Source organism: Microterricola viridarii, assembly GCF_900104895.1.
In the GTDB taxonomy this organism is placed as follows: domain Bacteria; phylum Actinomycetota; class Actinomycetes; order Actinomycetales; family Microbacteriaceae; genus Microterricola; species Microterricola viridarii.
The window spans coordinates 1,916,924-1,938,105 of sequence record NZ_LT629742.1; the positions used below are offsets into that span (position 1 = coordinate 1,916,924).

Annotated in this window: 21 protein-coding genes; 12 read left to right on the plus strand and 9 right to left on the minus strand. The window is 69.8% G+C overall.

Annotation, left to right across the window (positions count from 1 at the left end; translation table 11 throughout):
* Nucleotides 1-18 precede the first annotated feature (18 nt).
* On the plus strand, nucleotides 19-843 hold the full coding sequence (gene nadE, locus BLT62_RS08710; RefSeq protein WP_083363699.1) for an ammonia-dependent NAD(+) synthetase: 825 nt from the start codon (nucleotides 19-21) through the stop codon (nucleotides 841-843).
* 28 nt (nucleotides 844-871) lie between these two features.
* On the opposite strand, the gene BLT62_RS08715 is transcribed toward nadE, so the two are convergent.
* The 4 genes from BLT62_RS08715 to BLT62_RS08730 form a co-directional block, all read right to left on the minus strand.
* Nucleotides 872-1,714, minus strand: coding sequence for a hypothetical protein (locus BLT62_RS08715; RefSeq protein WP_083363700.1), 843 nt, complete (start codon nucleotides 1,712-1,714; stop codon nucleotides 872-874).
* A gap of 96 nt (nucleotides 1,715-1,810) precedes the next feature.
* A complete protein-coding gene (locus tag BLT62_RS08720) occupies nucleotides 1,811-2,080 on the minus strand; it encodes a hypothetical protein (protein ID WP_083363701.1) in 270 nt (89 codons plus the stop codon).
* 77 nt (nucleotides 2,081-2,157) lie between these two features.
* Nucleotides 2,158-3,114 carry a DMT family transporter gene (locus BLT62_RS08725; protein WP_083363702.1) on the minus strand — a complete coding sequence of 319 codons (957 nt, stop codon included), beginning with the start codon at nucleotides 3,112-3,114 and terminating at the stop codon, nucleotides 2,158-2,160.
* A gap of 5 nt (nucleotides 3,115-3,119) precedes the next feature.
* Nucleotides 3,120-4,127 carry an aldo/keto reductase gene (locus BLT62_RS08730; protein ID WP_083363703.1) on the minus strand — a complete coding sequence of 336 codons (1,008 nt, stop codon included), beginning with the start codon at nucleotides 4,125-4,127 and terminating at the stop codon, nucleotides 3,120-3,122.
* A 237-nt stretch (nucleotides 4,128-4,364) separates the two neighbouring features.
* Here BLT62_RS08730 and ssb point away from each other — a divergent pair, with 237 nt between their 5' ends.
* The 5 genes from ssb to BLT62_RS08755 all read left to right on the plus strand — a co-directional run bounded on the left by ssb (nucleotide 4,365) and on the right by BLT62_RS08755 (nucleotide 8,506).
* Complete coding sequence (gene ssb / locus BLT62_RS08735) at nucleotides 4,365-4,871, plus strand: single-stranded DNA-binding protein (RefSeq protein WP_172829673.1); 507 nt, start codon at nucleotides 4,365-4,367, stop codon at nucleotides 4,869-4,871.
* Between the two features lie 137 nt (nucleotides 4,872-5,008).
* A complete protein-coding gene (locus tag BLT62_RS08740; protein WP_231919072.1) occupies nucleotides 5,009-5,446 on the plus strand; it encodes a DUF6993 domain-containing protein in 438 nt (145 codons plus the stop codon).
* A 177-nt stretch (nucleotides 5,447-5,623) separates the two neighbouring features.
* The gene (locus BLT62_RS08745) at nucleotides 5,624-6,106 is read left to right on the plus strand and encodes a hypothetical protein (RefSeq protein WP_156786295.1); all 483 of its coding nucleotides are present in this window, start codon (nucleotides 5,624-5,626) and stop codon (nucleotides 6,104-6,106) included.
* A gap of 189 nt (nucleotides 6,107-6,295) precedes the next feature.
* Nucleotides 6,296-7,978, plus strand: a complete 1,683-nt coding sequence (gene ettA, locus BLT62_RS08750; RefSeq protein ID WP_083363706.1) for an energy-dependent translational throttle protein EttA — start codon at nucleotides 6,296-6,298, stop codon at nucleotides 7,976-7,978.
* A 42-nt stretch (nucleotides 7,979-8,020) separates the two neighbouring features.
* The gene (locus tag BLT62_RS08755; protein WP_083363707.1) at nucleotides 8,021-8,506 is read left to right on the plus strand and encodes an acyl-CoA thioesterase; all 486 of its coding nucleotides are present in this window, start codon (nucleotides 8,021-8,023) and stop codon (nucleotides 8,504-8,506) included.
* Here BLT62_RS08755 and BLT62_RS08760 read toward each other — a convergent pair.
* From BLT62_RS08760 to BLT62_RS08780, 5 genes are read right to left on the minus strand one after another with little or no spacing between them, the layout of a single operon-like run.
* The gene (locus BLT62_RS08760; RefSeq protein ID WP_083363708.1) at nucleotides 8,503-9,417 is read right to left on the minus strand and encodes a DUF4862 family protein; all 915 of its coding nucleotides are present in this window, start codon (nucleotides 9,415-9,417) and stop codon (nucleotides 8,503-8,505) included. The genes BLT62_RS08755 and BLT62_RS08760 overlap by 4 nt on opposite strands.
* Nucleotides 9,414-10,100 carry an N-acetylmannosamine-6-phosphate 2-epimerase gene (locus BLT62_RS08765; RefSeq protein WP_083363709.1) on the minus strand — a complete coding sequence of 229 codons (687 nt, stop codon included), beginning with the start codon at nucleotides 10,098-10,100 and terminating at the stop codon, nucleotides 9,414-9,416. The genes BLT62_RS08760 and BLT62_RS08765 overlap by 4 nt, the downstream gene beginning before the upstream one ends.
* A gap of 10 nt (nucleotides 10,101-10,110) precedes the next feature.
* Nucleotides 10,111-11,124 carry an ROK family protein gene (locus BLT62_RS08770; protein WP_083363710.1) on the minus strand — a complete coding sequence of 338 codons (1,014 nt, stop codon included), beginning with the start codon at nucleotides 11,122-11,124 and terminating at the stop codon, nucleotides 10,111-10,113.
* Complete coding sequence (locus BLT62_RS08775; protein WP_083363711.1) at nucleotides 11,117-12,241, minus strand: Gfo/Idh/MocA family protein; 1,125 nt, start codon at nucleotides 12,239-12,241, stop codon at nucleotides 11,117-11,119. Before BLT62_RS08775 ends, BLT62_RS08770 begins: the two co-directional genes overlap by 8 nt.
* 8 nt (nucleotides 12,242-12,249) lie before the next feature.
* Entirely contained in the window at nucleotides 12,250-13,221 is a 972-nt protein-coding gene (locus tag BLT62_RS08780) for a dihydrodipicolinate synthase family protein (protein WP_083363712.1), read from the minus strand.
* Between the two features lie 242 nt (nucleotides 13,222-13,463).
* Here BLT62_RS08780 and BLT62_RS08785 point away from each other — a divergent pair, with 242 nt between their 5' ends.
* The 6 genes from BLT62_RS08785 (at nucleotide 13,464) to BLT62_RS08810 (ending at nucleotide 21,140) form a co-directional block, all read left to right on the plus strand.
* Nucleotides 13,464-15,080 carry an ABC transporter substrate-binding protein gene (locus tag BLT62_RS08785; protein ID WP_172829674.1) on the plus strand — a complete coding sequence of 539 codons (1,617 nt, stop codon included), beginning with the start codon at nucleotides 13,464-13,466 and terminating at the stop codon, nucleotides 15,078-15,080.
* A gap of 73 nt (nucleotides 15,081-15,153) precedes the next feature.
* On the plus strand, nucleotides 15,154-16,113 hold the full coding sequence (locus tag BLT62_RS08790; RefSeq protein ID WP_156786296.1) for an ABC transporter permease: 960 nt from the start codon (nucleotides 15,154-15,156) through the stop codon (nucleotides 16,111-16,113).
* A complete protein-coding gene (locus BLT62_RS08795; protein WP_083363714.1) occupies nucleotides 16,113-18,077 on the plus strand; it encodes a dipeptide/oligopeptide/nickel ABC transporter permease/ATP-binding protein in 1,965 nt (654 codons plus the stop codon). Before BLT62_RS08790 ends, BLT62_RS08795 begins: the two co-directional genes overlap by 1 nt.
* Complete coding sequence (locus BLT62_RS08800) at nucleotides 18,074-19,081, plus strand: oligopeptide/dipeptide ABC transporter ATP-binding protein (protein ID WP_083363715.1); 1,008 nt, start codon at nucleotides 18,074-18,076, stop codon at nucleotides 19,079-19,081. Before BLT62_RS08795 ends, BLT62_RS08800 begins: the two co-directional genes overlap by 4 nt.
* Complete coding sequence (locus BLT62_RS08805) at nucleotides 19,078-20,085, plus strand: Gfo/Idh/MocA family protein (RefSeq protein ID WP_083363716.1); 1,008 nt, start codon at nucleotides 19,078-19,080, stop codon at nucleotides 20,083-20,085. Before BLT62_RS08800 ends, BLT62_RS08805 begins: the two co-directional genes overlap by 4 nt.
* A complete protein-coding gene (locus BLT62_RS08810; RefSeq protein WP_083363717.1) occupies nucleotides 20,082-21,140 on the plus strand; it encodes a Gfo/Idh/MocA family protein in 1,059 nt (352 codons plus the stop codon). Before BLT62_RS08805 ends, BLT62_RS08810 begins: the two co-directional genes overlap by 4 nt.
* The last annotated feature ends 42 nt before the right edge of the window (nucleotides 21,141-21,182 follow it).

Genomic DNA, 21,182 nt, shown 5'->3' on the forward strand with positions numbered 1-21,182 from the left:
GCGCGGTAGATTCGACGCATGCACGCGCTTCAGTCTCAGATCATCGCCGAGCTCCACGTGAGCCCGAGCATCGACGCCGCCGCCGAGATCCGCCGGCGCATCGAATTCCTCACCGCATACCTGCGCCGCACCGGCGCGCGCGGTCTGGTGCTCGGCATCAGCGGCGGTCAGGACTCCACGCTCGCCGGCCGGCTGTGCCAGCTCGCCGTGGACGAGATGGCCGCGGATGGCGGGGACGCCCCGGTGTTCGTCGCCGTGCGCCTGCCCTACGGCGTGCAGCGCGACGAGGACGACGCCCAACTGGCGCTGGAGTTCATCCAGCCGGCGCAGACCGTCACCTTCAACATCAAGGGCGGCGTCGACGGTATCCAGGACGAGTACGCCCGCGCCCTCGGCGAGCCGATCAGCGATTTCAACAAGGGCAACGTCAAGGCCCGCATGCGCATGATCGCGCAGTACGCGATCGCCGGAGGGCACGGCTACCTGGTGGTCGGCACCGACCACGCCGCCGAGGCCGTCACCGGCTTCTTCACGAAGTACGGCGACGGCGGCACCGACCTGCTGCCGCTGGCCGGGCTGACCAAGCGGCAGGGGCGTGCGCTGCTCGAGCACCTCGGCGCGGCGGAGCGGCTCTACCTCAAGCCGCCGACGGCCGACCTGCTCGATGAGACCCCCGGCCAGACCGACGAGGCCAACCTCGGGCTCAGCTACACCGAGATCGATGACTATCTCGAGGGCAAGCAGGTGTCGGATGCCGCGGCGGCCGCGATCGAGGGCCGCTACCTGGCCAGCGAGCACAAGCGCCGCACGCCGGCATCCCTGTTCGACGAATGGTGGCGCTAACGCCCCAGAGCGCCCCGCGCGGGCGCGGCTACGCCTCGGGCGTTGCCGGTGACGACGGCGCCGGCGGGAACAGCGCCGGCGCAGCGTGCGACGGTGCGGCCTGCGTCGGTGCGGCCGGTGTCGGTGCTGCCTGCGTCGGCGAGACAGGGGCCGGTGCGGCCTGAGCCAGCGGGAACAGCGACGCGCTCTGCTGCGCGGGCATCGGCTCGGCCGCGGCGGGCTGGCGCAGCGCGTCCACGTCGGCGAGCAGTTTCTGGGTGTCGACGGGCTCGTTCGGCACCGGCGGCTGAGCGAACAGGGGCGAGTTGTACTGGGCCCGGTGCTGCTGGGCGACCCAGGCGTCCTGGTCGGCGAGCAGTGTGCGATCGCTCTCGGTGGTGGTGCTCTTCCACTGCTCGAGGTCGCTGGCGAAGGCCTTGCGGGCGCGGCTCGGCTTGGCCTGCCACTCGATCAGACGGTCGCGGAACTCGGTGACCGCCGGCTCCGACTGGTAGCCGAAGGTGGCCGACGCGCGCTTGAGCTCGTGCAGGCGGTGCGCCGCCCAGTCTGCTGCAACGCCCGAACCGCGGATCGGCAGCATCCGCACCTGGATGTCAGCCTGACCGACGGCCCGGTCCGAGAGCACCTGCTCCTGCGGGGTGAGCGAGTTCCACACCGAGGCCTCGACCGACGCGTCGACGAGGGCGGCGATCGCGGCGATTTTGATCTCGGTGTTGCGCTGGGCGATGACCCGCTTCATCGCGCCGCGGGCGATCCAGGCGGCGAGGAGGCCGGAGGCGAGGAGAGCGATCGCGATGACGGCGGCGGTGAAAAGCACCGGTTGCGCGTCCGCGGAGAAGAACCAGTCAGAGAAATCTGTCAACCACTGCATGTGCGGCACTCTACCGGCGTGCGGCGAGGCCGAGGGGGAGTCGTCCCGGCGCGCCTCAACTCGGGCTCCGGATGCGCCGATATCGAGCGTGGCCGGTCACCGGAAGCAGTCGGCGGCGGCCACCGCGGTGCCGAAATCGCCGAGTGTGCTGTGCCGCACACCGTCGGAGTGCAGCGCGCGTGCGGTGAAGCGTGGCTCGGCACCCGCATCCTGTGAACACAACTCGATCTGCCCGAGGATCGTGCCGCGCACGGATGCGACGCGCCAGAGGCCTCCGCGCACCGGGAGGAACTCCAGGCCGGCGACGCTGACGCCCAACGGTGTCGCGGGCGGACGAATCAGTGTGCTGGTGCTGTTGTGTGCCATGGTGCCCCTTCGCCTTCTGCCGTCGGTGTGCCGCGTCTGCGGTGTGATTCACACGGTAGACGGCAGCACCGACACGGCTATCTGGCGTGCGGTGCGGGGGCCAGGAGTGCAGCGGCGGCCAGCTCGGGGTCGACGATCTTCTCGGCTCGCGCGGTCTGCGCCAGCACGATCCCGGCCGCCACGATCGCGACGCCGATCAGCTGCGCCAGGTCCAGCGCCTCGCCGAGCCAGAGCCACGCAACGGCGAATGCGAACAGCACCTCGGCCGAGGAGGTGATGCCCGCCGCGGTGGCCGTCAGGTGCTTGAGCGCCAGGAAGGAGAGCAGGAACGCCACGAAGCTGCCGACGACGGCGGTGACCGCGAGTGGCATCCACACGGGAAGCACGATCGCCGCGAGCGCACCGCCCAAGGAGACGGGGGAGCCGAGCAGCGCGACATCCATCTCCCACCACCCGCTGAAGGCGAGCCAGAACAGGGTCGCGAAGCCCATGGCCCAGAATGCCACGGCCAGCGGGGAGCTGGCGGTCAGCTGTCGTTCGCCGACGAGGAAGTAGACGGTGAGGCTGGCGGCGGCCGCGAGGGCGAACAGCACGCCGGGCACGGACACGGTGCCGCTGCCGATCTGTGCCACCAGGGTCAGCCCGACCAGCACGAGGGCGATCGCCAGCCAGAGGCGCGCCTTCACCCGCTCCTTGAACACGACCCGGGCGATCACAGCCACCGCGACGACGGCGAGGTACTCCAGCAAGAGGGTCAGCCCGACGGGGAGCATCGTCAGCGCCACGGCATAGAACCACTGCAGCAGTGCGACGCCCACGACACCGAGGAAGGCCAGAACGCCCAGCTGGCGCCATCCGATGCGGAACGCCGAGCGGTCGCTGATGAGCAGCCAGACGCCGGCGATCACCGTCACGGTGAGCACGCGCACGAAGGTGAGCTGGGCCGGGGTCACCCCCGCCTCCAGCACAACCTTGGCGAGGGACCCGTTCGCTCCGAACAGCAAGGCCGCGAGGAGCGCGTAGAGGTAGCCCACCGGGTTTAGCGCAGGCCGGTGCCGTGCACGGCGAACGGCTCGATCGCCGCGATCTCCTCGGGGGTGAGAGGCGCCGCATCCAGTGCCGCCACGTTCTGCTCCAGCTGGGTGACGCTGCTCGCGCCGATCAGCGCGCTGGTCACGCCGGGCTGGCGCAGCACCCAGCTGAGCGCCAGCTGCGCCAGCGACTGCCCACGGCCGGCAGCGATCTCGTTCAAAGCGCGGGCGCGCTCCAGGTAGACCGGGCTGATCTGCTCCGGATTGAGGAACCGGCTGGTCGCGGCGCGCGAGTCGGTGGGGATCGCGCCGTCCAGGTACCGGTTGGTCGCCAGACCCTGCGCGAGAGGCGAGAACACGATGCAGCCGGCGCCCACCTCCTCCAGAACGGGGAACAGCCCGTCTTCGACATGGCGGTTGAAGATCGAGTAGCTCGGCTGGTGGATCAGCAGGGGCACCTTGTGGGCGGCGAGGGCGGCCGCGGCGGCCCGGGTCTGCTCCGGGCTGTAGTTGGAGACGCCGACGTAGAGGGCCTTGCCCTGCTGCACGGCGGTCGCAAGCGCCCCCATGGTCTCTTCGATCGGGGTGTTCGGGTCGGGGCGGTGCGAGTAGAAGATATCGACGTAGTCCAGGCCCAGCCGTCCGAGGCTCTGGTCGAGCGAGGAGAGCAGGGTCTTGCGGGAGCCCCATTCGCCGTAGGGGCCAGGCGCCATGTCGTAACCGGCCTTGCTGGAGATGATCATCTCGTCGCGGTGGCCGCGGAAGTCCTCGGCGAAGATCCGGCCGAAGTTCGTCTCGGCCGCTCCGGGGGGAGGGCCGTAGTTGTTGGCGAGGTCGAAGTGGGTGATGCCGAGGTCGAAGGCCCGGCGCAGCACGGCACGCTGCGTCTCGATGGGGCGCTCGTGGCCGAAGTTGTGCCACAGCCCGAGCGAGATGGCCGGCAGCAGGAGGCCGCTCCGCCCGGATCGGTTGTACCGCATCGTGTCATACCGGTTGTCTGCTGCGACATAGCTCATGGCATCACTCTAGGGGCAGAGAACCCGCCGTTCGCGCTTCGTGTCGCCCTTGTTGTGCACAGCCGGTCCCGGCGGGGCCGCAGTGCACAGATTGCACGTCCCCGGCTGCCGGGGCGCGCCGGCGGCGCACACTCGATGCATGTGGTCACGGCCCGGATGACGGGCACGAGCGCCGGAGCCGTGGCCACAGCCCGCGCAGCGGCGACGGGCGGCACACGAACCGAGAGGACGATTCCCATGCGTGAATCGAATGACATCATCACCGTGCTGGGTGTGATCGGAAACGACCCGGAGGAGAAGGTCACGCCGAGCGGCGTGCCTCTGATCAAGTTCCGGATGGCGTCTACCCAGCGCAAGTACGACAAGAACACGAACACCTGGTCCGACGGCAACACCAACTGGTACACGGTGAGCGCGTTCCGCGGCCTCGCGAAGAACGCCATGGCGAGCCTGCACAGGGGCGATCCCGTCGTCGTGACCGGGCGGCTGCACCTGCGTGCCTGGGACACCGGCGAGCGGCGCGGCACGTCCATTGACCTGGAGGCAGACGTGATCGGGCTGGACCTGCAGTGGGGCACGGCCAGCTTCCGGCGCACAACCAGGGCCCTGCCCCTGGACCAGGGGCAGCCGAGTACCGGAGACAGCGACGGCTCCACGGCCGGCGAGGCGACAGAGCCTCCGGCTGAGCACTGGTCGGTTCCGGGTGCGGAGCGGGTGAGCGAACTGGAGGCGACCCCGTTCTAGCCGGTGTCGGCTCGCCCATAGACTCGTTCGCAGTAGTGAACCCGTCAGAGAGGCGAGAGATGTCGAGCGAGAGTTCCGCCACCGGCCGAGCGATGCCGCGGAGGCCGCGGCTGTTGTTCGCGACACTGGCAGCGTCCATGATGCTCGCGCTCGCCGCATGCTCCTCTCCCGCGCCGGCCACCCCGGCCCCGACGCAGACGGCCAGTCCGGCGCCGAGCGCGACGGAGGAGCCGGTCGAGCCACTCGTCTTGCTCCCGGACGGCACAGCCCAGGACAACCTCGCCTACTTCGACTCGATCGCGGCCGCGGTGCTCGCCGCCAACCCCTCGGCGGGCGGGGAGGCGTTCATCAACGCCCTGGTCGCCGGTGGCTTTAGCAAGGCCGACATGGAGGTCGGCTTCGACCGGACCTCCGTCGACCTGGCCGCCGACTCCGTGCCGTGGGCCGTTCGGTTCAACGGGGAGTGCTTGCTCGGCCAGTTCGGCCCGTCCAGCGGCGGCTACCAGAGCGCGGTCACGGCGATGCTCTCCACGGGCAGTTGCCTGATCGGCTCCACCCGGGCCATCGACTGGTAGCAATCGGGCAGGCCAGCCCATAGACCGGCGCGGCTCGCGGGACTAGCGTGAAATCCATGCGAAGCAGAGCCCCCGGGGCGGACGGCCATGGCTGGCGAGCCTGCCGATCCGCCTGAGAAATCAGTCACGCCCGGCTCCGGCTGGCTCGATCGGGCCGCGCAGAGCAGCGTCCGATCGGTGGAAGCCGTCGCCGGCGTCTACGCGACCGAGTACGCCATCTACGGCACGGTGCTGGTCAGCGCGCTGATCGCGGTCGGATGGAACTACGACACCGATCTCGAAGTCTTCTTCTTCACCCTCGGCACCGTCGGCGTCTTCTGGCTGGCGCACATCTACTCCGCCGTCGTCGCCGTGCACGGCTCGCCCGACGCCGCCCATCGGAAGCTGTGGGTGTTGGTGTTGGACTCCGCCCGCCACTCCATCGGCATGGTGCTCGCGATGCTGGTGCCGGCCGCCTTCCTGCTGCTGTCCGCGGCCGGGGTGCTCGACGAGTACGTCGGCTACTACATCGCCCTCTGGGCCGGCGTCCTGACGCTTGCCGCACTGGGTTTCTGGAACTCGGTGAAAAGGCGCAGGGGATGGCCGCGGCGAATCCTCAACGCGGCAATCACGGCGTCGCTCGGCGTCGGCATCATCTGGTTGAGCGCCATCGTGCACTGACGATCAGCCTGGCACCGGTTTTGCCGGTATCCTCGACCGTAGCGTCGAATTGCCAGCCCTCACGCTCCGCGAGGGCGCAGAGGTCGGCATTCAGGCCCTCGAAGCACGTCGAGACTGCGCGTTATCGCGCGAACGATGAGCGTCGTGCACGGCGCGGGGCCCAGGCATACAGAGAATTTAGGAAAAATAGTGGCTGAATACATCTACTCCATGGTTCGCGCCCGCAAGGCGGTGGGCGAGAAGCTCATTCTCGACGACGTCACGATGTCGTTCCTGCCCGGCGCCAAGATCGGCGTCGTGGGCCCGAACGGTGCCGGAAAGTCCACCATCCTCAAGATCATGGCCGGGCTGGACACCCCGAGCAACGGAGAGGCCAAGCTGACGCCGGGCTACACCGTCGGCATCCTGATGCAGGAGCCGGTGCTGGATGAGACCAAGACCGTCCTGGAGAACGTGCAGGAGGGTGTCGGCCCGATCAAGGCCAAGCTCGACCGCTTCAACGAGATCTCGCTGGCCATGGGCGAGCCCGACGCCGACTTCGACACCCTGCTCGCCGAGATGGGTGTTCTGCAGGAAGAGATCGACCACGCCGACGCCTGGGACCTCGACTCCCAGCTCGAGCAGGCCATGGACGCGCTGCGCTGCCCGCCGGCCGACGAACTCGTCACCCACCTCTCCGGCGGTGAGAAGCGCCGCGTCGCACTCTGCAAGCTCCTGCTGCAGAAGCCCGACCTGCTGCTGCTCGATGAGCCCACCAACCACCTCGACGCCGAGAGCGTCCTCTGGCTCGAGCAGCACCTCAGCCAGTACCACGGTGCCGTCCTCGCCGTCACCCACGACCGGTACTTCCTCGACCACGTGGCCGAGTGGATCGCCGAGGTCGACCGCGGCCGCCTCTACCCCTACGAGGGCAACTACTCCACCTACCTGGAGAAGAAGCAGGCCCGCCTGGAGGTGCAGGGCAAGAAGGACGCCAAGCTCTCCAAGCGCCTCGCCGACGAGCTCGACTGGGTGCGCTCCAACGCGAAGGGCCGTCAGACCAAGTCGAAGGCCCGCCTCGCCCGCTACGAGGAGATGATGAACGAGGCCGAGCGCACCAGGAAGCTCGACTTCGAGGAGATCGTGATCCCCGTCGGCCCGCGCCTCGGCTCGCAGGTCATCGACGCGAAGAACCTGAAGAAGGGCTTCGGCGAGCGAATCCTCATCGACAACCTCACCTTCACCCTGCCGCGCAACGGCATCGTCGGCATCATCGGCCCGAACGGCGTCGGCAAGACCACGCTGTTCAAGACGATCGTCGGCCTCGAGCCCCTCGACAGCGGCGACCTGAAGATCGGCGAGACGGTCGACATCTCCTACGTCGACCAGAGCCGTGGCGGCATCGACCCGGAGAAGAACCTCTGGGAGGTCGTCTCCGACGGGCAGGACTACATCGTCGTCGGCAAGACGGAGATCCCCTCGCGTGCCTACGTCTCGCAGTTCGGCTTCAAGGGGCCGGACCAGCAGAAGAAGGCCGGCGTGCTCTCCGGTGGCGAGCGCAACCGCCTGAATCTGGCGCTGACCCTCAAACAGGGCGGCAACCTGCTGCTCCTCGATGAGCCGACAAACGACCTCGACGTCGAGACCCTCGGTAGCCTCGAGAACGCGCTGCTCGAGTTCCCCGGCTGCGCCGTGGTCATCACCCACGACCGGTGGTTCCTCGACCGCACCGCGACGCACATCCTCGCCTACGAGGGCACGGAGGAGGACCCGGCGAACTGGTACTGGTTCGAGGGTAACTTCGAGGCGTACGAGGCCAACAAGGTCGAGCGCCTGGGCGCGGATGCCGCCAAGCCGCACCGTTCCACCTACCGCAAGCTCACGCGCGACTAGTCGCCGGCTGAGCACGACGACGCCTGGGGCATCGAGGTTCCGATGAGATTGCATGTGCCGATCCGGCTGCGCTGGTCGGACCTCGATGCCTACGGGCACGTCAACAACGCCGAGATGCTGCGCCTCCTGGAGGAGGCGCGCATCCAGGCGTTCTGGGCGGATGACGCCGATCTGGGCGGCCAGGGCGCCGTCGGCGCCAGCACCGCCGTGCTGGACGCCCGGCCGGGCGCGGCCACGCTCAGCCTGATCGCCCGGCAGGAGATCGAGTACCTGGCGCCGATTCCCTACCTCCGTGCGCCGCTGGACGTCGAGCTGTGGATCGGCAACCTGGGCGGCGCCAGCCTCGAGGTCTGCTACCAGGTCTGGTCGCCGGAATCCACCGAGGCGCAGACGCTCTACACCCGTGCGGCGACGACGATCGTGCTCGTGGACGCGGTGACCGAGCGGCCGCGGCGCATCAGCGCAGAGGAACGGGCCGCCTGGACTCCGTACCTGGAGGACCCGGTGCAGTTCGCCAAGCGCCGCTAGCGACGACTCGGCAGCACGAGCTGGTGCGAGCGCACCGTGTCGACCACCTGGTCGATGGAGTTCTCGCCGTGGTGCGGGGACAGCTTGAGCCCGAGCCACTCCACGCCGGCCGCCGCCTCGAGCGCGGCCTGCACGCGCTCCGCGGTGAGGATCGAGCCCTCCACGCCGCGGCGGTCGAACGGCAGGTGTGCGTCGACCCAAGCTGGGCCGTACGCACTGGACCTGGGCGACACGCTGGAGAAGGCGAGCCCGGCCAGCAGGCCGGACTCCGCTGCCGTTCGGACAGCGCCCGCGACGGCATCCGGGTCGCGCAACTCGATCGCTGAGCGCGCCCAGTTCAACCACAGCTGAACGGGGGCGGCCGAGTCGCGGATCGCCCGGATCTCCTGCTCGAGCGAGAGGAATCCCTTCTCGAACGCGTGCGTGCCCGTGTCGCTGTCGCAATGCTCCAGCAGCAACTCGGCGCCCTGCCAGTCCCAGGAGGCGATCTCGGTCAGCGAGCGCTCGAGGGCGAGCGCCGTGCCGCCTCCGCGGGGCGCACTGTGCAACTCGACGAAGAGCACCGGACCGATGCCCCTGCCGTGCAGAACGGCGACGTCGTCGCGCAGGCGCGCCATGTCCTCGAGCGCCGCACGGCGGCCGTCGGCGTCGGGCGAGGCCAGGCCGTAGCGCTGGCTCTCCCCGCTCCGGCGCATCACGAACGGCAGCGGGGTGATCGCGAGGCCGATGCCCCGCGGGAAGGCGCGCAGCATCCAGTCGTCGTCGTGCGGGTGGATGCGGCCAAGCCAGGGGATCTCGATCGCGTCCACCCCGGGGAGGGCGCTCAGCCGGCCGAGGAACTCCTGCTCGACCGCCTCGTCCCAGTGCGCGTGTGCGGGGGAGAGCGTGTAGGAGCTGACGAGGAGCCTCATGCGCTGGCCACGGCGGCGGCGAACCAGGAGGTGATCGTGGACGGGTGCGTGATGGCGGTGCCGACGACCACCGAGTCCGCGCCCGCCTGCAGGGCTGCGGCCGCGTGCGCCGGTGTGTGGATGCGTCCCTCGGCCACGAGCACCGCCTCCGGGAGGGCGGCTCGGATCTCCGCGATCAGCTCCAGGTCTGGTCCGTCGACCTTCTCGCGCTCGCCCGTGTAGCCGGAGAGCGTGGTGCCGATGATGTCGGCCCCCGCAGCGGCCGCGGCAACGGCGTCGCCGAGGCTGCCGCAGTCGGCCATGACGAGGGCGCCGGACTGCGTGTGGATGCCCGCGACGGTCTCGGCGACGTCGAGGCCGTCCGGACGGGGGCGGCGCGTGCCGTCGATCGCGACGACCGCGGCGCCCGCCTCGGCGACGGCCAGCGCGTGTCTCAGCGTCGGGGTGATGAACACGCCGTCGCTCCCGTCCTTCCAGAGCCCGATGATGGGCACGTCCAGACGTGCGCTGCCGAGTCGGATGTCGCCGATGCCCTGCAGTCGAATGGCCGCGGCGCCGCCGGCGACAGACGCCTCGGCGATCTGCACCATGGTCTCCGGGTGGCGCATCGGCTCTCCGGGGTAGGCCTGCGCCGAGACGATGAGGCGGCCGCGCACGGCGGCGAGGAAGTCTTCGATGGTCATGGTGGTCCTTCTAGCTGAGGGGGCGGTGGGGCGGGGTGTCGACCTGCGCGAGGAGCTCGAGCCAGAGGCGCTCGTCCCAGAGCGATGCGGCACCCCGGCAGGCGGCGGCCGCGCTGCGGCCGAGGAGCAGGTCGACCCCGCGGGTGCGGGGGAGCAGCTCTGCACGGGCGGCACGCTCGAAGGGCTGCCACCAGAGCGGGCCGATGCCCGGCACGCCGCCGGAGAGGACGACGTTGTGCGGGTCGAGCGTGTTCACGAGACCGCCGACGAGCTCGCCGACGGTGCGTGCCGAGCGCTCAATGGCGTCGCGCGCGCGCTGCTCGCCGGCGCCCGCCCGCTCGACGATGGCGGGGCCGTCCAGCGCCTCGCCGCCGGAAGCGAGGTAGTTCGCCGCGATGCCGGTGCCGGAGCCGCTGCCCTCCGCATGGCCGAGCGCGCCGCAGGAGCAACGGATGCCGGCGGCGGCCGGGGTCGGCACGTGGCCGATGTGCCCACCGACGGAGTGCGCGCCGAGCAGCGGGACGCCGCCGACCAAGAAGCTGCCGCCGATGCCCGTGCCGACGGCCACGAGCAGCGTCGAGTGCGCAGTGGGGATGTCCAGCGCGCGCTGCTCGCCCAGGGCGTGGGCGTGGACGTCGTTGATGACGCGCACGGGGAGCCCGGTGGCCGCGGTGACCCGCTCAGCGAGCGCGGTCCCGCGCCAGCCGGGAATCGCCTCCGTCGCGTCGAGGATGGCGCCCGTGGCGATGTCGACGACTCCGGCCGATCCGATGCCGATCGCGTCGACGTCTGCCGCGGCGTGATCGGCCTGCAGGGTCGTGCGCAGCGACTGGGCGAGCCCGATGACGGCGGCGACGATCAGGTCGGCGCCGGCCGGAGTGGGCGTGCGGGCCTCGGCGAGCACCTCGCCGGCCCCCGAGAGCAGGGCGCCGGCGATCTTCGTGCCGCCCAGGTCGATGCCGATGTGGAACGGGCGCCGCGCTGACAGCAGCGCGGCGCCCGTTCCGAGGGGGGAGTTAGACATTCGCGGGGGCGCCCGCGGTGATGTCGGTGACCGCCGCCTTGCGGCCCTCGCGCTGCGAGAGCATCATGGCGTCGGCCGTGGCCAGCGAGGCGAGGGCCGCGCTGCCATCGGTGAGTGAACGGAACTCCTCGCGGACCTCCCCGCCGCGCATGAGCGCGTGGAAGTAGTCCGTCTCCTCCTCGAGGATGCCCGCCATCCACAGCGGGACGTCGGCGTTGGGCGTGCCGAACAGCGCGCTCGCGTCGCGCTCACCGCGGTTGTAGAAGGCGGCGCGGCTCTCCTCCTCCTCCGGCGTGCGGTGCAGCGGGAAGCGCTCGACGCGGTCGGGGGTGCGCAGCTCGCAGCCGTCGCCCTGCATGCCCAGCCGGATCGCGCCCTGCGTGCCCTCGATGAGCACGTAGTGCTCGGTCCAGCGGAACGCCGAGCCGTACTCGATCGCGGCGAAGCGCGTGCCGTCGTACTCGAGGAGCGCGGCCAGCACGTCGTCCTCGCTGCCCTCGCCGACGCCGCGGTGGGCGACGTTTCCGCCGACCATCGTGACGGTGCTGGCCTCGCCGAGGAGCGAGAGCACGAGGTCGAGCTCGTGGATGTGGTGGTACAGGTGGCCGCCGGAGAGCGCCTGCTGCTTCTTCCAGCTGGAGCCGTCCCGCTGGCCCTCCCAGGTGTTGCGCACGGCGCGGCAGAACACGATGTCGCCGATGGCGCCCTCCGCGATGAGCTCCTTCGCGCGGCGCACGCCGCTCATGAAGTGCGTGACGTGGCCGACCATGAACAGGGAGCCGGATGCCTGCGCCGCCTCGACCATGTTGACGGTGTGCTCGTAGGAGAGCGCGACCGGCTTCTCGCAGAACACGGCCTTGCCGAGGCGCGCCGCCTCGACGACCTGCTCGTGGTGCGCCCAGTTCGGCGAGGCGACGATGACGGCGTCGACGTCGTCGGCCGCGCAGAGCTCCTTCCAATCGGCGTAGACCGTCGCACCGAACTCGGCGGCGAACGCGTCACCGGTGAGCGGGTCGAAGATGGCGGTGATCGTGGCGTCGTCGTGGCGGTTCAGCGCGCGCACGAGCGCCTTGCCGAGGTATCCAGCGCCGATGAGGCCGTATCGAATGGTGGACATCGCTGTTCCTATTCTGCGAGGAGGCCGGTGGAGACGAGGATGCCGCGGATGCGCGCGGTCTCCTCAGCGTTGAGGGAGAGCATGGGCTCGCTCATGCGGTTGTTGTCGATGACGCCGAGCAGCGCGAGCGCGGTCTTGAACGCGCCGAGGCCGGCCGCTCCGCCGGACACGCGCCCGGGGGTCGGTGCGAAGACGATCTCGAACAGGCGAGCCAGGCGGTCCTGCTCGGCCCTGACCGACGCCCAGTCCCCGGCGCGGGCCGCCTCGTGCATGCGCACGTAGCCGGCGGGGTCGACGTTGGCGAGGCCGGGGACGGCGCCGTGCGCGCCTCCGAGCAGTGCGCCGTCGACGACGACCTCGTGGCCGGTGAAGACGCGGAAGTCCGCCAGGTGGGCGGTCGCGAGCAGGAGCTGGCGGAAGGAGACGTCGTCGCCGGAGGAATCCTTGACGCCGGCGATGACGCCGTCCTCCGCCAAGGCCGCCAGGAAGGCGGGGGAGAGCTTGCGGTGCGTGCGCACCGGCACGTCGTAGGCGTAGAGGGGGAGCGCGAGGGCTTCCTTCACGGAACGGAAGTGGCTGGCCACCTCGTTGTCGTCGGAGATCGCGTAGTACGGGGTCGTCACGACGAAGCCCTCGATGCCGCGGTCGAGGAGCCGGCGGCCCTCGTCGATGACGCGGTTCGTCGTCTGCTCGTTGACGCCGGCCAGCACGGGCACCCGGCCGCGCACGGCGGCCACCGTCGCGTCGGCGACAACGTCGCGCTCGGCGTTGGTGAGGTAGGGAACCTCGCTGGAGGAGCCCAGGATGAACAGGCCGCTGACGCCGCCGTCGATGAGGTGGTCGACGACCCGCGCCAGCGAGGCAGTGTCGATGTTCCCCGCAGCGTCGCGGGGGGTGATGACGGGCGGGACGATTCCGCTGAGCGCCGTCGTTGGCGCGTTGTCGGTGGTCGTTTCGGTGGTGCTGAGAGGGGTGCTCACGGTGCTCCTGGTCTGTCCGCGCCCTGGCCACAACGTAGTGATAGGACGTGGGATGTCTGGTCGTAGATTTCAGAGTATGGCAAACGGCCGAGTCGCGAGTCAAGGGTCGGCTTCGTTATTTTTCGTTACCGAGATCGATGTTGACCACCGCAGGGATTTTCACTACGGTAGGCATCCTACGAAGACGTGGGACGTCCTATGTGGGCTCTCTTGGGTACTTCGCGATCGAAAGGAACGAGCAGTTGGACAATAACAATTGGGCGGGCAAAGATGCTCGCCGGTTCAAGCGCATCGCCATGGCGACCGTCGCCGTCGGATCCGTTGCGCTGATGACCGCGTGCAGCGGCCCGCAGTCCAGCACCAGCGTTGGCGTTGAGGAAGCCGCAGGGCACATCGAAGTTGCCATCGGATACAACAACAACAGCTCCTGGGACCCGCTGAACACCGGATCCGCGTTCGCCATGTCGGCGCAGAACCACATTTACGAGGGCCTGTGGGATTCGTCCCCCGTCGACCGCACGCCGTTCGCCGCACTCGCGAGCGCCCTGCCGGAGGACACCTCCGCGCTCGAGTGGACCGTCGACCTCCGCGAGGGCGCGGCCTTCAGCGACGGTGAGCCCGTCACGGCAGACGACGTCGTCTTCTCCGTCAACCGCGTCCTGAACCCCGACAAGCCCGTCATCACGAGCGCCTTCTTCAACAGCTGGCTCGACTCCGCAGAGAAGATCGACGAGGACAGCGTCAAGCTGACGCTCAAGTACGGCTTCCCCTACGCGCTCGACCGCTTCTCGATCCTCAAGATCATGCCCGCGCACGTCTTCGAGGGCCAGGCCGATGAGTTCTATGCCGACCCGGCCAACGCCGTCGGCTCCGGCCCGTTCAAGATCTCCGGCACCGAGCCGACCTCCTTCACCGCGTTCGAGACCAACGAGAACTACACCGGCCCGCTGGCGCCGAAGGTGAGCTCGATGCAGTGGAACGTCTCCGTCGACGCCGCCGCACGCACCAGCCTCCTCACCTCGGGTGTCTCCGGTGTGCCGATCTCGGACAACATCCCGCAGGACGCCATCGACACGCTGAAGGGTGCCGGCCTCACGGTTGAGGCCGCGGACAGCATGAACATGCTGGGCCTCGCCTTCAACACCGCCAAGGCGCCGTTCGACAACAAGTACGTCCGCCAGGCGCTGCGCATGGCCATCGACTCGCAGAAGCTGATCGACGTGTCGATCGCCGGACAGGGCACGCCCTCCTCCAGCTTCCTGCAGGAGTCCAGCCCGTACTACACCAAGGCGGCCACGCAGTTCGACTACAACCCGGAGAAGGCGAAGAAGATGCTCGCCGACGCCGGCGTGACCGACCTCAAGCTGACGCTCCTCTCCACCAACATCTCGTGGACCGCCGCCGCGGTCAACGCGATCAAGCAGGACTGGGACGCCGTCGGCGTCGACACGACGCTCGACGTCGTCGAGACCGCCACCTTCAACTCGCGGGTTGCCGCGGGCGACGCCGCCGACGTGCTGACCTTCTCGGGCAACCCGAACCAGTTCGGCACCGACGCAGACCTGAACGTCCGGTGGTTCTACTCCACCACCAACACCTTCATGCTGTGGAACAAGTGGGCGGAGACGCCCGAGTACGGCGCGCTCAACGAGCTCCTCACGGATGCCGAGCAGGCCGACTCGGCCGAGGTCACCGATGCGAAGATGAACGACGCGCTCGACGTCATCGCCGAGGAGGCCGTGATCTACCCGGTCATGCACATGAAGCTGTTCACCGCATGGGACCCGAAGAAGGTTGAGGGCCTGAAGGCGCTGAACATCCCCGGTGTCTACATGATGGACGCGAAGCTCGTCGACTAATCCCCACCCCCTCAGCGGGGCGCCGGCCCACCCGGCGCCCCGCACCCCCTCATACCAACGAAGGTAGGAATCTGTGACCGTCGTGCTCAGAATGATCGGCCGACGACTGCTCGGGCTCATCCCACTCATGCTGGGAATCGTCCTGTTCGTCTTCACCATCATGCAGTTCTCGTCGACCGACCCGGCCGTCGCCGTGTTCGCCGACGCCCCCGTGAGCCCGGAACAGCTCGAACAGTTCCGTGAGGAGCACGGGCTCAACGACCCCTTCTTCGTGCGCTACATCGGATTCCTCGGCCTGCTCGTCACCGGGAACCTGGGGAAGAGCCTGGCGACCGGCCAGGAGGTGACCGGCCTCATCGCCACGGCGCTGCCGCTGACCCTGCAGCTGACGTTCCTCGGCCTCATCATCGCCGCCGTCATCGCATTCGCGCTCGGAACGCTCTCCGCGGTGTACCGCGACCGCTGGCCGGACCACGTGATCCGCATCACCACCCTCGGCGGCGTCGCCGCCCCGTCCTTCTGGGTGGCGCTCCTGCTCGTGCAGTGGCTGTCGATCAACCTCTCCATCTTCCCCTCGAGCCGCTACGTCAACCCCAACGACTCCATCGTCGGCTGGATCATGACCATGACGCTCCCGGCGCTCGCCCTCGCACTCCCGCTCGCCGCTCAGCTGACCCGCATCGTGCGCACCTCCATGGTGGAGGAGCTGGACCGCGACTACGTCCGCACCGCCCGCGGCGGCGGCCTGCACCCGTTCGTCGTGGTCGGCCGCAACGTGATGCGCAACGCCCTGATCAACCCGCTCAACGTCCTCGGCCTCCGCATCGGCTACCTCCTCGGCGGTGCCGTCGTCATCGAGCAGATGTTCAACCTGCCCGGCATGGGCCAGCTCATGATCGAGGCCGTCAAGAACAACGAGCCGGCCGTCGTGCAGGGCGTCGTCCTCACGATCGCCCTCGGATTCGTCGTGGTGAACCTCCTCGTCGACGTCCTCTCCCTCCTCGTCAACCCGCGACTGCGAACGAGCCACTGATGCGCAAGAACCTCGCCCTCCGCCTCTCCCAGCCCGGCCGAATCGGCCGCCTCAGCATCGGCTCGTGGATCGCCATCGCCGTGCTCGCGTTGATCATCCTCGCGGTGATCTTCGCGCCCCTGCTCACCCCCTACGACCCGAACGCGCAGACCGTCGCGCCGGACAAGGGCCCCAGCCCCGAGCACCTGCTCGGTCTGGACAGCCAGGGCCGCGACATCCTCTCGCGCCTGCTCTACGGCGGCCGCTGGTCGCTCGCCATCGGCCTGGGCGCGACCGGCATCGCCCTCGTGGCCGGCGCGGCCATCGGCGCGTTCGCGGCCACCAGCAGGCGTGCCGTCGACGAGTTCGTGATGCGCGTGCTCGACGTGATCATGGCGTTCCCCGGCATCGCCCTGGCCGCCGTGCTCGTCGCGGTGTTCGGGCGCGACGTCGTCGTGCTGATCCTCGCGATCGCCTTCCTCTACACGCCCTCCATCGCCCGCATCGTGCGCGCCAACGTGCAGGCGCAGTACGAGGAGGACTACGTCAGCGCGATGCACATCATCGGTGCGCGCCGCGTCTACATCATCGTCAAGCACGTCGCCGTGAACATCGCGGCCCCGATCCTCGTCTTCGCCACGGTGATGGTCGCCGACGCGATCGTGTTCGAGGCGTCGCTGTCCTTCATCGGGGCCGGCGTGCAGCCGCCGAACCCGTCCTGGGGAAGCGTCATCTCCGATGGCAAGAACCTGCTGCTGATCGGCGGCTGGTGGGCGACACTGTTCCCCGGGCTTATCATCTTCGTGACCGTGCTCTGCCTGAACCTCCTCGCCGAGGGCCTCACCGACGCCATCGCGGCGCCGTCCTCCCGCTCCAGCAAGGCCAGCGCCGCCGCCGCCCAGGTGGAGAGCGCAGAGGTCGAGCGCGGCAGCGCGGCCATCATCACCGACATCCCCGGCCTCCGCGAGGCGGGGGAGCGGATCCGCCGGCGCACGAACAAGGAGTTCACGGGGGAGCCGGTGCTCGCCATCGAGGGCCTGACGATCTCCTTCCCCGATCGCCACAACGGCGTCAACGTCGTCAACGACATCGGCTTCTCCGTGCGCCCCGGCGAGGTGCTCGGCCTGATCGGCGAGTCCGGCTGCGGCAAGTCCCTGACCAGCCTCGCGATCATGGGGCTGGAACCGCGCGGCGCCCAGATCGGCGGCAGCATCCGCTTTGCCGGGCGCGAGCTCAACGGCATGAAGGCGCGCGATCGGCGCGCGCTCATGGGCACGGGCATGTCGATGATCTACCAGGACGCGCTCAGCTCGTTGAACCCGGCCATGACCATCAGGCAGCAGATCACCCAGCTCACCAGGCGCGGCGGGCACCGCACGCCGGCCGAGCTGCTCGAACTGGTCAACCTCGACCCAGAGCGCACACTGGGCGCCTACCCGCACGAGCTCTCCGGCGGCCAGCGGCAGCGCGTGCTCATCGCCATGGCGCTCTCCCGCGACCCGAAGCTCATCGTCGCCGACGAGCCGACCACGGCGCTGGACGTCACCGTCCAGGCCCAGGTCATGCAGCTGCTCATGCGGCTCAAGGACGAGCTCGGCTTCGCCCTGATTCTCGTCTCGCACGACCTGGCGCTCGTCTCGGACATCGTCGATCGCGTGGTGGTCATGTACGGCGGCCAGATCGCCGAGTCCGGCAAGATCGCCGACGTCGTCGGCGCGCCGGAGCACCACTACACCCGCGGGCTGCTCTCGGCCGTGCTCTCGCTCGAGGCGGGCGACACGGAGCTCACCCAGATCAAGGGCGTCGTGCCGTCGCCGGCCAACTTCCCGATCGGATGCCGCTTCTCTGACCGCTGCCCGGCAGCCACCGCGCTCTGCCGCACCACCGACCCGCAGCTCTCCGGCGAGAGCGGCACACACGAGGTCGCCTGCCACTTCCCCGCCCGCACCGTCGAGGGCGCCGCCCGAGAGGAGATCTCCGCATGACCGAGCCTGTTCTCAAACTGAGCGATGTGCACGTCCAGCACCGCATCAACGGCAGCAAGCTGCTGCAGAAGGACACCGTCTACGCGCTGACCGGGGCCGACCTCAGCCTGCACGCGGGGGAGACCGTCGGTGTCGTCGGCGAGTCCGGCTGCGGCAAGTCCACCCTCGCCAAGACGATCGTCGGCCTGCAGAAGCCCACCATGGGCGAGATCAGCTTCCGCGGCCGCTCGCTCTGGGCGATGACGAACGCCGAGCGGCGCACCGAGTTCGGGCGCAACGTCGGCATGATCTTCCAGGACCCGTCGACGGCGCTGAACAGGCGCATGGCGGTGAGCGATATCCTGCGCGACCCCCTCGTCGTGCACAAGGTCGGCGACACCGCCTCGCGGGAGGCACGCGTGCGGGAGCTGATGGACTTGGTCGGTCTGCCGACCAGCGCGGCCGACGCCCTGCCGACGCAGCTCTCCGGAGGCCAGCGCCAGCGCGTCGCCATCGCCAGGGCCCTCGCCCTCGGCCCGGCCGTGCTCGTCGCCGACGAGCCGACGAGCGCGCTCGACGTCTCGGTGCGCGCCCAGATCTTGAACCTCCTGCTCGACCTGAAGAAGGAGTTCAACCTGGCGATGCTCTTCATCTCGCACGACATTCAGACCGTGCGGCGCATGAGCGACCGCATGGTCACGATGTACCTCGGGCGCATCGTCGAGGAGGCCCCGGCCGAGGCGGTGCCCGGTTCTGTCCGGCACCCGTACACGGAGGCGCTGTTGTCGGCGACCCCGAGCCTGATCGAGGACATTGAGCCGATCACCCTCGACGGCCCCGTGCCGTCGGCGGTGCGCCCGCCGTCCGGCTGCCCGTTCCGCACCCGCTGCTGGCGGGCGACGGAGGCGTGCGCGGTCGAGATGCCTCCCGCCGTCCGCTTCCTCGAGATCCCGACGCACACGGCGCGCTGCTTCCACCCCCTGGACGTCGGCGAGGCGCTCGTGGGCAGCGGGGCCGCCGTATGAGCGCCCCGATCCGGGTCGCGGTCGTCGGCACGGGCTCGATCGCCCGCGAGCACGTCACCGCCCTCGCCTCCATCCCCGGGGTGGAGGTCGCCTTCGTGTGCGGCTCCGACCTCGCCCGCGCCGCGGCCGTGGCCTCCCTCGCGCCCGGCGCGGAGGCCACGACCGACCTGGCCCGCCTGCTGGCGGACCCGAGCATCCTCGGGGTCGACGTCTGCAACGCGACCCCGCAGCACGCCGCCTCGACGATCAGCGCGGGGCGGGCGGGCAAACACGTGCACGTCGAGAAGCCCGCCGCGCTGACAATTGCCGACTTCGACGCGATGGTCGCCGCGACAGAGGGCAGCGGCACCAGCCTGATGGTGGGCCAGACCGTGCGCTTCCAGCCCGCGGTCGCCGCCCTCGCCGAGCGCGTCCACGCCGGTGACATCGGCACGCCGCGGCTGGCGCACGTGAGCTGGTACACCGGCTACGTGTGGCCGGGCGGATGGCGCGGCTGGCAGCTCGACCGGGAGAAGTCCGGTGGGCACCCGGTGCACAACGGCACGCACAGCCTCGACGTCGCCGTCTGGCTGATGGGCCGGCGGCCGGTGCGCGTGTTCACACGCTCCTTCCCGAGCTTCGCCGCCGACATGCCCGTCGACGACTCCTTCCACATGACGGTGCGGTTCGAGGACGGCTCGCTGGCGACGCTGGAGATCTCCTACGCGCTGGCCGAGCCCGGTGACATGTTCCGCCGCATCATGGTCGCCGGAACCGCCGGCAGCATCGAGCACTCCACCGACAGCGAGCCCCGCCTCCGGGCCCCGGGGGTGCGCACCGCCCCGGCATCCGTTGAGGGCGCCATGCGTCTGCAGCTCGCCCACTGGATCGAGCTCATCAGCGGGCGGGCCGAGCCGATCGTCACCACCCCGCAGGTGCGCGCCGCGCTGCGCACGGCACTGGCCGCCCAGGAGTCCCTGGACACCGGCAGGCCCGTCGACATCGTCTGGGAGGATGACAAATGATCACCGTCGGGTTCCTGTCGGCCGTGCGCCACGCCGACTCCTACATCGACATCTTCGCGAACGACCCGCGCGTGCGGGTCGTCGGCGTCAGCGAGTACGCCGACGCGGCCGAGTGGAAGCTGGCCGACTCCCGGCGCATCGCCGAGCGCTACGGGGTCCCCTTCCTCAGCCCGGACGAGCTCCTCGCCGACCCGGACTGCGACGTCATCGTGGTGTGCAGCGAGCCCACCCGCCACGCGGAGCTCGCCATTCGGGCGCTGCAGGCAGACAAGCACGTGCTCATCGACAAGCCGCTCGCCGTCACCACGGCGGAGGCCGACGCGATCATCGAGGCCGAGCGGGCCTCGCGCGGCACGGCGACGGTCATCAACCGGCTGCACTCGCCCGCGATCCGCAGGCTCCGGCGCTGGGTCGACGAGGGCCACTTCGGGCTGCCGCGCCACGTCGACATCGAGTGGTTCGCCTCCGGCGCGTTCTTCTCCACCTCGGTGGAGCGCCCGGAGCTGGTCACGGATGTCGCGCTCTCCGGCGGCGGGGAGATCCTCAACTTCCTGCTGTACCCGATCGACTACCTGAGCCACCTGACCGGACTGCAGGTCGTCGAGGCCTACGCCGAGGCGTCCACGCTGTTCCAGAGCACGCACGCCGAGGCCGGCGTCGAGGACACGGCCGTCGTCTCGCTGCTGCTGGAGCACGGCGTCACCGCCACGATCACGCTGGGCCGCGTCGCGTCCGCCCCCGGGCACGGCCCCGTCTCGTCGAGCGTGCGGCTGATCGGCTCGCGCGGGTTCGCCACGGCCGACGACGACCAGCCGGCGGTCAGCATCTTCGGCACCGACGGGGCGCAACGGCGCAGCACCATCGGCGGGGCCAGCTCCGAGGCGATCGTGCGCTCGTTCCTCACGGCCTACATCGACCGCCTCGAACTGGGGGCGGCACCGGAGTACACCGTGCGTCAGGCTCGAGAGACACTGCGCGTCGTCGAGGCGTGCGCCGAGGCCGCGCGCACCGGCTTGCCCACTATATTGATTCACAAGCAACCTGAGGAGGGTTAGCCATGGCACAGGACAGTGCCCCCGCGCGGCCGGCGAGCCTAG